The following is a 13,428-nucleotide window of genomic DNA, read 5'->3' as shown; positions in this document are numbered from 1 at the left end:
TAACTCGCTTCCTTTCCTATTAGTGTAGACGATACTAACGTTTAAAGTTAACCGCTTCTGATTTATCGAGGTTAATTTTGGTTTGTGCAGGTTGAGTTTCTGCAATCACTTTACCGTGGCGTACAGAGTACTGAACAGGCACTTGGCGACGTACTGCATCAAAACCATTCTCAGCAGGAAGGATCAGCAAGCTACCTGGTTTACCGACTTCAATACCGAAATTATCTTGGATATTCAGTGTGCGGGCAGAGTTCTTGCTGATAAGGTCTAGTGATTGGTTGATTTGGTCATAACCCATCACCTGTGTTACGTGTAACCCCATGTGCAGTACTTGCAGCATATTTGCTGTGCCTAACGGGTACCAAGGGTCGAAAACATCATCATGGCCAAAACAAACGTTAATGTTTGATGCGAGCATCTCTTTAACTCGCGTTACACCTCGGCGTTTCGGGTAGTCATCGAAGCGGCCCTGTAGGTGGATGTTCACCAGTGGGTTTGCCACAAAGTTGATACCAGACATGCGAAGTAGACGGAATAGGCGAGATGCGTAAGCACCGTTGTATGAGCCCATAGCCGTCGTGTGGCTTGCCGTCACCTTATCGCCCATCTCAAACTTGTGTGCAAGAGCCGCTAAGGTTTCAACGAAACGAGACTGCTCATCGTCAATTTCATCACAATGAACATCAATTAAGCGGTCATACTTACGAGCAAGCTCAAATACGTAGTGAAGAGACTCAACACCGTATTCACGAGTGAATTCGAAGTGAGGAATTGCACCAATCACATCTGCACCCAGCTGAACCGCTTCTTCAAGCAGCTCTTTTCCGTTCGGGTAAGAAAGAATGCCTTCCTGTGGGAACGCAACGATCTGGATGTCCACCCACTCCTTCATCTCTTCACGGACTTCAATCATCGCTTTAAGTGCGATAAGTGTTGGGTCCGAAACGTCAACGTGCGTTCGAACATGTTGAACACCATTGGCAATCTGCCATTTCAGTGTCTGTTTTGCTCGCGTTTTCACGTCCTCGATTGACAGTAACTCTTTGCGCTCAGCCCAGCGTTCGATACCCTCGAAAAGTGTACCTGAGATGTTCCAGTTTGGTTCACCTGCTGTTTGTGTCGTATCTAGGTGAATGTGTGGCTCACAGAAAGGAGTCACCGCGATGCCACCTTGAGCGTCGAGAGTGTCACCTTGATGATCAAGCTGATCATCATTGTCTAGAATGCGACTGAATTGACCATTTTCAATCAGAATTTGTTTCAAGCCATCTTGCTCTTGAAGCTTCGCGTTCTTGATCAATAAGGTTGTCATAGTGTTTCCTTAAGCCGTCTGAGATTTCAGAGCGTTTTTATTCATAAGAGGGTTGAGCACTAGGTAGCTGATCGCACCGCCCAATACCGCGTTGATAGGTACAACACCTGGTAGGAAGTGACCTGCAGCCACACCAATGGCAACTGCGATAATGCCAGCCCAATTCACGGTTTGGAACTCTGCTTTTGCAAAATCTTTATAGCGTTTACGGTTAGCAAAGAAATCTGCGATGATTACGCCACCAATTGGTGGAATCGCCAGTGATAGGAACGTTAGCCAACCTACAAAGTTATTGTAAAGCCACAGCGCGAAAATCGTACCTACGATACCGTTAATAATAGACATCAGTGTACTTGAGCGACCTGTGATGTTTGAGAAACCAAGCCCCGAAGCGTACAGCGCGTTTTCGTTGGTTGTCCAAATGTTCAGACCCAATACGATGATAGCAGGAAGCAGTAGGCCTTGAGCGATCATCACATCAGAGATGTCTGACTGGCCAGTAGCCGCAGCGCCCGCAGCGCCGAAGATAAACATCAGTGAGTTACCAATGAAGAACGCCACCATAGTAACTAGCACTGCGCTTGCTGGTTTTTTACCAAAGCGGACGAAGTCAGCAGTCAGAGTACCCGCGCTCACGAAAGAGCCAACAACCATTGCTAGCGCCATTGAGAAGTCCATTGGGGTTTCCGGTTTGATAAGCTGAAGCTGTTCCAAGCCGCCAACGCTATCTACTGCAGTCATCACTGAGTAGCCACCCAAAATGGCAATTGCAGGAACAGCAATCGCGGATAACACCATTAGCGCTTTAATCCCGAAGTACACCGTAGCTGTCATCAACAAGCCAGAAACAATAATTAGAGTATTGGTATCAATGCCAGTCGCTTTTTGTACTGGAATGGCAAACATCGCTACGCCAACACCAAACCAGCCCACTTGCGTGCCGCCAAGTAGAGCAGAAGGAAGCCAAGAGCCTTTAGTACCAAAAGAGAATCGAGCGAGAAGGTGAGTAGAGAGGCCAGTAGAAGAGCCGATGTAGCCAAGAAAAGAAGTGTAAATGCCGAGAATTAGGTTACCGATGAGAACGGCGAGGAAGAAATCATTGAAGGAAAGACCAGTACCGAGTGAACCACCTGTCCACATACTTGCGGAGAAGAAAGTCAAACCTAACATTACCATTGTTAATGAAGCGACTCCTTTCCTAGCCGATGTTGGAACCGGCCCTAGACTGTAGTTGTTATCCGCAGCCATTTTTTACCTCCGCAATTGATAAAATAAATTAATTCCGCACGCCGTATTTCAGGCAAACGTGCGCATTATGGTGATATAAATCACGTAGTCAATGTTATTTTTGTCATTAAGTTGTCTAAAAGTCAGAAAAATCTATCAATATTTAATATTAACAATGAGTTAGAAGTTTAATGTTTTTTGGTTTTTTATCAGGGAAACGTTTACCAATAGGAGTTGTGTTTCACTAGGTAGGGTTTGGTTGTGAAAAGTGGCTGTTATTGAAATGAATGCTTGTCTGTAAAGTGTTGCAGAAATTTAGATAAAAAAATAGCCAACCGCAAAGAGGCAGTTGGCTTATATATAGTGTGAACAATGTAGGTTCACTAACAACGTCAGTTGGCTAGGTGACCCTCGGCTTAAGAAGGGTCAGTTATACTGTTGCAGGTAGTGTGCCAACTTTTTTAGCCCTGTTTTCGCCTGTTTTATATCAATTTGATGCGTATTTAACCGTTGTTTTTGCATTTTGCATTGCCAATTTGCAACTGATACATAAATGCAATGTGTTGAGTAATAAAAAAGGCCAGCTAAATGCTGACCTTTCGTCTTTGGTTGTTTCGATTTTTGGGCTTATATCGAATAGAAGAAGTACAGCTGAGACTTCATTCGGATAATGATGCCGCGAATCACATCTAGGAATGCCATGAAACCAATGGGTTTCTCACCACTGACCCATGCAAGACCTACTGAACCAACGGGAATGTCATAACCCTCGGTCTCTTCAATCTTCAATCGAACGAAGTGATGTTTGTTCTGTAAGTTCTTACCTGTCGTTGCTCGCACTGATTCATCTATCCCCAGCAGTGTAGCTTGAGCTTCACCTGTGGCCTCAACAATTCCTTCTACCGTTGCGGAGAAGATCTTACCCGGATACACCGCTGTTGCGAATTCAGCTGGCTGCCCCACTTTAATGTTACGAATCGCTTGGTGGTTCACACGCATCAATACGTACTTCTCTTCGGTGTACATCTGAATACGAGGCATCATAGAAACTCTCTGACCTTCACGAAGAATGAAGTTGGTAACAAAGCCATCCGTTGGTGCGGTAACTTTGGTACTTTTTAGGTCCCACTCAGCTTGTGCCAATGTAGAGACGGCGGTATCTACATCAGTCTGCTTTTTAGTGACATTGGTTTCGGCTTTTTGGATGTTTAGTTTGGCATTTTCAGCATCTACTTTTTTCTTACTAAGCTCAGACTTCAATGTGGTCAGGTTGTGTTTTGCCAAATCAACAGTCGCTGTTTGCTGATCGATGTCTGACTCGGTAATTGTATGCTCTACCACACTGTTTTGGCGCAAATAACGTTTAAGAGTCTTATCTTGCAATACAAGGTCGGTTTTCGCGGATTCTATTTTTGCTTCAGTCGAATTGATGTCTTCCAGTGATGACTGGTACGAAATCTTAGCGATATTGACTTCTTGACGCGCAGTCTCTAAAGCAACTCGTGCAGATTCAAGTTGGATCTCTGCCTTGTCACGTGCAATGACGTATTTGGTGTCATCAATTTCATAAATAAGCTGGCCTTGCTCTACATCTTGGTTCGGTGTGATGTGCACCTTAGTTGTTTTACCAGAGACGGCAGTTGAATCAGGGCGTAACTGAATATGTGGTGATTGGACGACAGAACCACCTGACAGATCCATCGGCGTATAGTTGATTAATCCAACCCATACGAACAATAACCAAGACGTACCACCAAGGTAAGCGAAGGCTTTGGTTCCTTTATTCCAAGGCATACCAACGAGTCTGAGTAGATAAATGAAAAGCGCCCAAATTGCTAAACCTTCTAACATGCTGGCTTCTCCTCTTTGTTATCATCGTCTTGCGTTGCTGGGTTCTTTGGCGAAGGTGCATGCCAAGTATCTCTGAGGCTGATAATTGCTTTTTCCATATCGACAAACGCAAGAATCACAGCTAATACCCACACCCAATGCCAGATAAATCCTATCCAAGTGAGTGCCGTGATCAGCCCCAACTGGTGATGCTCTTTGCTGTGTGCTTTATTAATTGGTAATTCATGAACACGCCAGAAACCGTAACCTGCAGCCGCAATAGTCGCGACAAGAACAATACCAGCGACAACGTGCAGTGCTGTATCGGCACCAGTTCCAACAAACGGGACACTAAGAAGACTCATTGACAAACCCTACATTAACTAAGAAACACAATTGTGAGTTAAGTCAGATAACAAAGTTGCAAAATTACAGATTATTTCTAAATGAGGTGGTTTTTGATGTGATTTGTTATTTGTGATATTAAAATTGTTTCGTGTCCATAATGAATGAGTGGTTTTATGCAGAACGTTAATTTTTTGCGTGCTCTCGGTATTTTTAGCCTTTATCAACAAGTCGCGGCTAAGAACATAATTAACATTGAGGATTTAGGTATTCCAAGATCGGTGTTTGATAATCCGATGAATCTGATACCTGTAAGAGAAGTGGACGAGTGGTATCAAAACTTAGAACATCAAACACAGAACCCAGACATCATTTTACAAATCGGCCAAAAGGTTAATGTTGAGAAGCTAGGTCCCTTGGCGAACTGGTTCTTCTCAGGGCATGATCTTGCTTCTACTATTCGCCGCGTAAACCTAAGCCTTCACTGTTTACAGTCTGGTGCGCACCTATACGGTACGGAAGTGGGCCCTTTGATTAAATGGTGTTATGAGAATCCCGCCTACGGCTCGCAAGGTAAAGTTCATGATTCGATTCGAGTCGCCATCTTTATGACCAAAATATTGCGGATGTATCTGGGTGAAGATTTCAAACCATCCACCGTGTCGATCGCTGGTCATCGAAAAAATGTTGAGCTTTACCAAGCGTATTTTGGTTGTCCAATACAATGGGGGCAGTCTAGAACGGAAATTTGGCTACCGAGTAATCTGAGGTTATCGGTAAACCAAGTGCGCTCATCTGGTCGCGCAAATTTGGCGATGAACTACCACGACTTGGATAATTATTTGAATATGCCTGATGCTGGAGATGAGCATAAGGTGCTGTATGAGATGATTAACTACAGCCGACATTTTGGATTACCAACCCTTTCAAAGGTATCATCCCTGCTTGGCTTATCTGAACAACAATTCCAGCGCAGGTTGCATCGGTTAGGGGTCACATTTTCTACTATTACGGGCTACGCACTGAGCAATGTTGCAGTTGAACTATTACGTTATTCCACACCGATTGACGAGATCGCGACACGTCTTGGTTATACCAATACTGCTAGCTTTAACCGGATGTTTAAAAAACATAGAGGTTTAACACCCAAGCAGTATCGCGATCGTTTTCAAGCCCACTTTTAAACTTCGGTCATTATTGCCCTATGGCGCGTCCACCCAGCGTGAACCGTAGGCGGCGGAATAATCCGGTGGGTCTATTTTACCTTCCAGCTCAGGTACGGTTTCAAGCGGGCCGACGACGGTTCTATACGGTAGTACACCTGCCCAAACCGGAATCTCGAGGTCTGCTTCATCGTCATTGACACCGTGCTTGCCAATTTTAACCGAGGCTTCGGTTAACGGGATTGCCAGCAGTTCCGTTGCCGCTAACTCTCGTGGGCTACTTAAGCGAACTTCTTCCGTTCTGCCGGGAGCGATCTGTTCAACAAAGTGATTGAGGAGTCGGTCTTTCTCCTCGGCATCCTCAATGATTTCAAAGGCTCCAAATACAACGGCCGAACGGTAATGCGCACTGTGGTGAAAAGCGGAACGAGCCAACACCCAGCCATCAAATAGGGTGAAGGTCAGGCACGTCTGCCCCCCCTTTTTTAATCCTCTGAGCAGACGGCTGTTTTTAGCTCCATGAATGTAAACATGGTTATCAACGCGCCACGCCAACATCGGGATGACCACGGGGCCCTGTTCTCCTTCCAAAGCAATATGAGCAATAAGACTCTCATCAATAATGTTGTATAGCTTTTGTTGATCAAACTCCGCTTTGTGTGTTCCTTTTTTGATTCTTGTTCTGTTGGTTCTCGATAGCATAATGACATCTCCTTGATTGCTTTTTATTCAAACTAACGGTTAACTGGTTATATAAATAGAGCCAGTTTTGAAGAGTGTTTAGATCCAGTTATGCAGCCAATTGATATTGGAGATCTGTCATTAGATCTCAGCAAAGCAACGCGGCAGAGTGCCTTATTTCACGCTATTAGGGAAAAGATCGTGCGTGGGTTTTGGAGTAAAGGGAATAAACTGCCTTCTACTCGAAAGCTAGCCATAGAGCTTGATGTCAGCCGTAATACTGTGATTTTTGCTTATGAACAGTTAATGAGTGAGGGCTACATTGAGAGTCGTAAAGGTGCAGGCTATTTTGTTTCAATCGAGCAGCCTGAACATTATTTAGCTGCGCCAGAGCCTCCGGTTGAAACTGAGGACTTGAAGGGTAGGGAACTCAGTGAATCGATCGGAATCACTCCTTTTGATGTCAATCAGGGCTTCGCCCCTGGAGTGCCCGATCTGCGCGCCTTTCCATTCGCTAAATGGCAGCGCCTACTACAGCGGCATGTGACGCGTTTAAGCCTAGCAGGTAACCAGCAGGTTCAAGGCTCCATAGCGCTTCGCGAGGCATTGAGCCATTACTTGGCGAGCAGCCGTTCTGTGCATTGTGATCCCAGTCGAATCATCATCACTGTTGGTGCGCAGCAGGCGCTTTCAATGGCTTTAATGGCGACGCTTAAAACGGGAGATGAAGTCTTGATGGAAGAGCCCGGCTATCGTCAGGTTCACAAGATCATCGATCTTTTACAACTCAAGATGCAGCCTGTTCCTGTGCGTGAGAAACAAGGGCTGTGTTTAGATAAGGTTTTAGCGAGCCAAGCTCAGGCCCTTTATGTTACGCCGAGCAATCAATACCCGATGGGCACCACACTGACGACAGAGCAGAGGCTGAAGATCATCGATTGGGCAAAACAGAATCAAGCTTGGATTATTGAAGATGACTACGATAGTGAATTTCAGTTTGCGCATCGTCCATACACCAGTATGCAGGGGCTAGCGGGGAAGCTAGAGCAAGACGAGCGCGTGATCTATGTCGGTTCGCTCAGCAAGGTGATGTTTAATGGCTTAAGAATCGGCTATATGGTGGTGCCTAAACAGTTGGTACCCCGTTGTTTGGAAGTTAAGGACGCCATTACCGGTGATTCACCCACACATACCCAGGAAGCTCTGGCAGACTTTATTAATGAAGGCGATCTGCTAAGGCACATCAGAAAAATGCGTCGCTCGTACAAACAGAAGTATGAGGCCATGTTAACGGCAATTGAGAGTGAGTTCGGACAAGACCTTGAAGTGATAAGCCAAGCGGCGGGCTTACACGTAACCGTGAAATGGTATGGCGGGATTTCAGAGCACGATTGGAGTAGAAGGGCTGAGCGAGAAAATATTGTCGTGCGTCCGTTTAGTTTTTACGAATACGCGAAAGACAATGATCGTGACTGGCGTTCGGTGGTATTGGGATTCGGGAACGTTCCATTGAATGAAATACCTCAAAAAATGCGCACCATTGCTCAAGCTTTTTATCATGAGTAATGGTGCGGACAAGATCTTGTTGAACGCTAGGTTGTTACTCTAATGAAACTCGAGGTCGACCTAGCCAGCGACGCCATGGCAACAGTAGGGCTGCAAAAACGACACAGGCATAGAGCATTGACCAACTCAAACAGATGAAGACTAAGGTGCACAGTGCCAATGACAACATAGCGACATACTGGCCTGCCCCTGACAGTAATCGACAGGCTGCAAGCATGGCTAACAGGTAAACCAATACAAAGATGCCGTTAGCAAGTTTGAGGAAAAACTCGAGATCTAAGGAAGAGAGCTCTCCAATCACACAAGATAATAGTGCTACAGCACCGATAGCAATCGTCGGATAAAATGGCGCTCCACGAGTATTGAGCTGCGCCATTTTTCCATGTGGTTTATGTTGGCGAGCTTGTGCCCATATCATGCGTGACAGGCTTTGTGTATACAGATTGAGGCTGGCAAAGCAGGCAAAAAATCCGAGTACACTAATGACTGTTTTGAAACCAGCACCAAACAGTTGCTCTGTGATCCATGGAATCGCTGTCGCATCAAACTCAGCAGAGCCATACGCACCGAGTTTTAAAATTACTACTGAACATGCCCAGTAAACCAGCCCTGCAACAAAGCAGCCTGCGATGATAGCGATTGGAAAGTCTCTTTGCGGGTTCTTAAACTCTTCCCCCATGTGGGCAAAGGCTTCAATACCAACAAAACACCAGAACATGACTGCTAAGGCAGAGCCAATAGCCCACATTGAGTTCGAATCGACACTTGGAATCGCGACATCCGTTATTCCGATATCTGCTTTCCAAACAAAAGCGCTAACGAGAGCGAAAATAGATAGAGCAATAACAGTTTGTAGTCGACCTGAAGATTTGCTGCCTAGCAGGTTCACAATGATCAGCAATACCACAGTTAAAAATTGGGCCGTGAGTGGTGCGTTAAGCGGCGTGGGCAATAGTTGCTGGGCAAATCCTCCGGCTAAGGCGATAGCCGCAGGGATACCAACAGGAATCACACTTACAAATAACCAGGCCACCGCGGTTTCCATGCGTTGTCCAAAAGCTTGGCGAACGAAGTAAGCAGTTCCACCGGCGTTGGGATAGCGTTTTCCAAGTGCTGCGAATGTGAGAGCGATTGGGCAAATCGCAATAAAAAGGAGCAACCAAGCGAGGAGTGACAACTGTCCAGCGATGCCCGCTGCAATTGCGGGAATCATGAATAGCCCGGTTCCTAATAGAGTCGTAGAAAGCTGCCCTATACCGGAAAGCAGGGTAATTTCTTGCTTGAGTTGTGTCATTCGCCATCCTTGAAGATCTTTTCTTGGCTGGTATCCGATTCGCCAGCGCTATGTTTTATCACAAAAGCATACCCCGTCATTGTAGAGATTGCAGCTAGCGAAACGTCGTAACTAGGTGTCATTTTAACGGAGTTTTGGTCTTTAGAAGTGAAAGTGTCGGCTGTTCTAACGTTGAAATTTGTGTCAAATTAGGAAATTGAAATAACTAGAACAATGGAAGTCGTGAGCACAATGGATAAATTTGATCGTCAAATCGTCGATATTCTAAAAAATGATGGGCGCTGCTCGGTCAGTGATATTGCAAGAGAGGTCAATCTATCCCGTTCGGCGGTCAATGCAAGAATGAAGAAACTTGAAAGTGATCAAGTGATTCAAGGGTATTACGCGCGAGTCGCGGATGCGAATTCGTCAAAGAATGTTTGCGCTTACATCTCTTTAAAGTTTGATCTCTCAAGCAGTGACCACAGTTGCGAATCGTATGCGCAATCTATCTACCAGATTGATGGTGTTCAGTGGTGTCACTCCATCAGTGGTGAGACAGACATGATGCTTTATGTGGAAGTTGAAAGTATGGAGCACCTTAATCGAATTCGCGATCAGCTGCACAGTTACGCTGACCTTCGCCAATTGATGACCCATACAGTGCTCACTGAATTTTTTAATAAGCAAACTCGGTAAGGCGTTTCATGTTAGGCAACATTAACCTTAATCTGCTGCGTTCGCTGCATGTTCTGCTTGAAGAGTGTCATGTGAGTCGTGCTGCGGAAAGACTCCATATTACTCAATCTGCGGTCAGTCGTCAGCTCTCTCAACTAAGGGAACTGTGTAGCGATCCCTTACTGGTAAGAGACGGCAATAAACTCATTCCGACTTCTCGTGCTCTGTTACTTAAAGAGAAACTGGATGCTTTGCTCGGAGAGTTTGACCACCTTCTTGATGACCAACCTTTTGATCCTAAAGAGTGGAAAGGGGAGTTGGTACTTGCGTCGAGTGATTATGTTGCTCAATACATACTCCCTAATATTGTTGCCGATGTTTCTGAGGTGGCACCGCAGATTAATCTCGCTTATCGATTATGGGATCCCAGTTACCTTGAATGTCTTCACGATATGGGGATCCACTTGGCATCTAGTATGTTTCCTAGCAAACCAGAGCATGTTTCAAGCATGAAGCTCGGTGAAGATAAATCGGTATGTCTGATGCGCAGCTCGCACCCACTTGCGCAAAAAGAAGCATTGAGTATCGATGATTTGGTCAATTTTGCACACATCAAGGTGACCGGCGGTGGTGATAAAGATACTCAAGCTGACATTGCGTTGAAGCAGTTAGGCTATACCCGAAGAGTGGCACTGAAAGTACCGTTTTTCTCCGCAGCATGTAATGTGCTTAGCCAAGATGATTATTTGATGATCGTGCCAGAGCATATTGCGTACAACCTAGCTCGCCATCAACCTTTGACCTACCGTTCTTTGCCTTTTGAGACGGACAGTCATACCTATTGGCTGATGTGGCACCCTAAGTTTGATAACGATTCTGCTCATAAATGGGTACGGGAGAAGGCGTACCTCGCGATGCAAAAATCCAGTTACAATATCAGTATGAATTCAAATCATGGCAATGATGATTATCTTTGATTTCAATTTATATCTCGTTCAACTTAAGGTGACAATATAGTCAGCGAGGACAGACAGCTTCGCAGAAATTGAGTGTAGGAATGGAATAATGACAATAACGATTTGGTTTTCTCTTTTAGCAATCTGCTTATTGGGGGCGATGTCACCGGGGCCAAGCTTGGCAATGATTGCAAAGCATAGCCTTGCTGGTGGACGAATGAATGGTTTGATTGCGGCGTGGGCACACGCCGCAGGTATCGGTATCTATGCGTTTGCCACTATTATCGGCTTGGCGGTCGTCCTTGAACAGTCACCACTTTTGTTTAAAGGCATTAGCTTAGCGGGTGCTGCTTACCTGGCATATCTTGGAGTTAATGCGCTGCGTTCGAAAGGCGGTGTCGCCGCAAAATTGGAAGGCGGGGAACCAGTTACGTATATGCAGTCTGCTCGTGAAGCCTTTCTTATCTCAATTCTGAGTCCAAAGATTGCCCTGTTCTTTATCGCTCTATTTAGCCAGTTTGTCGCTTTGGGGAATGAGCTGATGAATAAGGTTATCATTGTCTCGACTCCACTGATTGTGGATGGTTTGTGGTATACCTTCATCACACTGGTGCTTTCAAGCCCATTAATTGTTGATCGCATTCGTTCTCAAGCCCAGTTAATAGATAGGCTATCGGGTGTGGTATTGATCTTATTAGCTGCACGTGTGGTGTGGACAATCTAGTAAAGACACTTTAGAAACGGAAAGGCTCACCATGTTTGTGGTGAGCCTTTTTTGAAAGTGATGCCGATGGTTTCTCTCTGCAGATCATTGTTTCTGCGTATTTGCCATAGTACCGCTAGACGCCATCATATCGCTGAGCTTGTGCATGTTATCTTCAAAGTATGGGTTGAAAGTTAACCGAGCGTGGTTCTTGTCTGGCTCTTGATAACCCCATGCGGAATACCATGTTTCCTCGCCTGCTTGGCACTTTTCCTCTAACCCTTCAGCTTGACCATTAGAGCAGATCTTCTCACTGCCATTGATGCCGTAATATGGGTTTTGTGGCGAGAAGAGTAATCCCATGTGTGAGCCATTAGAGATGCGTTGTTCTGGCAATTTCATACTATAGCGCACAGATCTAGGGTCGCTTAAATCTTGCTCCCCTTGCCAGATCAGTACATTGCTTGGGTTTGGCATAGATTGGGTAAAGGCGCTTTCTACATATTGCGTGTCTATTACACTATCGCCTTCGCTCATTAATACGAAGACCGGTTTGTCGTATTGTCCTTGTTGAAGATCGTTGCGTACGACTTCGGAAGTTTGATAGTAAACCGATGCCCCATTCATGGGTAAAGAGTTGTAGCGCAGCATATTGTCTTCAGGATCCTGATCTGCCCATGTGACGAAGTAGCTCGCCAGTTCAGCAAATTGCACCGCCGAAGATTTCGGTTGAAACGCTGGTGAGAACAGCAGTAGACCCGAAATAGTATCGTCTTTTATTGCTTGTGATGTGACGAGGTTTGCACCGGTAGAGTAACCTCCAAGCCATACAGAGTCATACTCTTGTTGAAGTAGTTTGGTGTGGTGATCCACAACCTCCTGCCAGTCTTCCAAACTAGGTAACATTAGGTCTGCGACGCGACTTCCGTGACCAGGGAGTAACACCGTACGTACCAGATAGCCTTGCTGAGCAAGATAAGTTGCTATGTCGTGAAATGAGTAAGGGGAATCACCCAAGCCGTGAACAAGCAACACGGCTTGGCCGTTTGGTTGCTGTGGCTGATATTCGGTTGGAGAGTTTAGCTCAATCTCTTTCTGGTGATCTTGCGAAACAAATATACGGTGTGAGGCTAACCATTCCTGTGTATCTGATTGATAGCGTTCAAAATTATCTTGTTGATAAGCTGGAAGCTCACCAGAAGCTTGATATGCGGGAACAATAGGTTCATGAGAACAACCAAATATGCCAATCAATGCGAGTGTCGGTAAGCTGAATTTAATGATTTTGTTCATGCCTGATCTATTAATCGGTTTCTTGTAGATGGTGTGAGTTCAAAAGTGGGCCTAATGCCCACTGTAACAAAGCTAACGAAACGTTGTGTTATCGCTTGTTCGACAGGTCTTCGTATTCGCCTTCAATCACACCGGCATCTCGATTTGACGAGTAGTGGTTATTCATACGAGATGTAAAGCCTTGTTGGCTCATCTGCTTCTGAATTTTTTTCCCTGTGATGAGGGCTGCAATCGTTAGAGGGATAGCAAGCAGCAAGCTGGTGAATAGCGCGATAAGACCAGTGAAGAGAGCTGCAACAGTCACTAAGATATTTTTCATAATTCATTTCCTCTTTTTCTATGCTGTCACTCTAACAAAGCTTTTCTGAACGAAACATGAACGGTGTTCAAAAAATTATTTG

Annotated in this window: 13 protein-coding genes; 5 read left to right on the top strand and 8 right to left on the bottom strand. The window is 45.3% G+C overall.

Annotated elements, in window-relative coordinates; all coding sequences use genetic code 11:
• Positions 1–34: 34 nt before the first annotated feature.
• From OCV50_RS21810 to OCV50_RS21795, 4 genes are all read right to left on the bottom strand, one after another.
• Positions 35–1,312 carry a cytosine deaminase gene (locus tag OCV50_RS21810; RefSeq protein WP_261904673.1) on the bottom strand — a complete coding sequence of 426 codons (1,278 nt, stop codon included), beginning with the start codon at positions 1,310–1,312 and terminating at the stop codon, positions 35–37.
• Between the two features lie 9 nt (positions 1,313–1,321).
• Positions 1,322–2,560, bottom strand: coding sequence for a cytosine permease (gene codB / locus OCV50_RS21805; RefSeq protein ID WP_239840356.1), 1,239 nt, complete (start codon positions 2,558–2,560; stop codon positions 1,322–1,324).
• Positions 2,561–3,166: 606 nt separating this feature from the next.
• Positions 3,167–4,390, bottom strand: a complete 1,224-nt coding sequence (locus OCV50_RS21800; protein ID WP_261904672.1) for an HlyD family secretion protein — start codon at positions 4,388–4,390, stop codon at positions 3,167–3,169.
• Complete coding sequence (locus tag OCV50_RS21795) at positions 4,384–4,734, bottom strand: MFS transporter (protein ID WP_239840354.1); 351 nt, start codon at positions 4,732–4,734, stop codon at positions 4,384–4,386. The genes OCV50_RS21800 and OCV50_RS21795 overlap by 7 nt, the downstream gene beginning before the upstream one ends.
• 156 nt (positions 4,735–4,890) lie before the next feature.
• Here OCV50_RS21795 and OCV50_RS21790 point away from each other — a divergent pair, with 156 nt between their 5' ends.
• Positions 4,891–5,898, top strand: a complete 1,008-nt coding sequence (locus OCV50_RS21790; RefSeq protein ID WP_261904671.1) for an AraC family transcriptional regulator — start codon at positions 4,891–4,893, stop codon at positions 5,896–5,898.
• An 18-nt stretch (positions 5,899–5,916) separates the two neighbouring features.
• Here the strand turns inward: OCV50_RS21790 and OCV50_RS21785 are convergent, their stop codons facing one another.
• The gene (locus OCV50_RS21785; protein ID WP_261904670.1) at positions 5,917–6,579 is read right to left on the bottom strand and encodes a pyridoxamine 5'-phosphate oxidase family protein; all 663 of its coding nucleotides are present in this window, start codon (positions 6,577–6,579) and stop codon (positions 5,917–5,919) included.
• 90 nt (positions 6,580–6,669) lie between these two features.
• Between OCV50_RS21785 and pdxR the strand changes: the two genes are divergently transcribed.
• The gene (gene pdxR / locus OCV50_RS21780; protein WP_261904669.1) at positions 6,670–8,124 is read left to right on the top strand and encodes a MocR-like pyridoxine biosynthesis transcription factor PdxR; all 1,455 of its coding nucleotides are present in this window, start codon (positions 6,670–6,672) and stop codon (positions 8,122–8,124) included.
• A gap of 34 nt (positions 8,125–8,158) precedes the next feature.
• Here the strand turns inward: pdxR and yjeH are convergent, their stop codons facing one another.
• On the bottom strand, positions 8,159–9,418 hold the full coding sequence (yjeH, locus tag OCV50_RS21775) for an L-methionine/branched-chain amino acid transporter (RefSeq protein ID WP_261904668.1): 1,260 nt from the start codon (positions 9,416–9,418) through the stop codon (positions 8,159–8,161).
• 231 nt (positions 9,419–9,649) lie between these two features.
• Between yjeH and OCV50_RS21770 the strand changes: the two genes are divergently transcribed.
• The 3 genes from OCV50_RS21770 (at position 9,650) to OCV50_RS21760 (ending at position 11,755) form a co-directional block, all read left to right on the top strand.
• A complete protein-coding gene (locus OCV50_RS21770) occupies positions 9,650–10,096 on the top strand; it encodes an Lrp/AsnC family transcriptional regulator (protein ID WP_239840349.1) in 447 nt (148 codons plus the stop codon).
• A gap of 8 nt (positions 10,097–10,104) precedes the next feature.
• The gene (locus OCV50_RS21765; RefSeq protein ID WP_261904667.1) at positions 10,105–11,052 is read left to right on the top strand and encodes a LysR family transcriptional regulator; all 948 of its coding nucleotides are present in this window, start codon (positions 10,105–10,107) and stop codon (positions 11,050–11,052) included.
• An 88-nt stretch (positions 11,053–11,140) separates the two neighbouring features.
• Entirely contained in the window at positions 11,141–11,755 is a 615-nt protein-coding gene (locus tag OCV50_RS21760) for a LysE family translocator (protein ID WP_261904666.1), read from the top strand.
• Between the two features lie 84 nt (positions 11,756–11,839).
• Here OCV50_RS21760 and OCV50_RS21755 read toward each other — a convergent pair whose 3' ends face one another.
• Together OCV50_RS21755 and OCV50_RS21750 are read right to left on the bottom strand one after the other, a co-directional pair.
• Positions 11,840–13,027 carry an alpha/beta hydrolase gene (locus OCV50_RS21755; protein ID WP_261904665.1) on the bottom strand — a complete coding sequence of 396 codons (1,188 nt, stop codon included), beginning with the start codon at positions 13,025–13,027 and terminating at the stop codon, positions 11,840–11,842.
• 88 nt (positions 13,028–13,115) lie between these two features.
• Positions 13,116–13,346 (bottom strand): hypothetical protein, encoded by a 231-nt coding sequence (locus OCV50_RS21750; RefSeq protein ID WP_239840345.1) that lies wholly within the window; start codon positions 13,344–13,346, stop codon positions 13,116–13,118.
• Positions 13,347–13,428: the final 82 nt, after the last annotated feature.

This window comes from Vibrio fortis, from assembly GCF_024347475.1.
Lineage (GTDB): Bacteria > Pseudomonadota > Gammaproteobacteria > Enterobacterales > Vibrionaceae > Vibrio > Vibrio fortis.
Note: the sequence above shows the minus strand (reverse complement) of the source record. Positions and strands in the feature narration are given on the sequence as shown.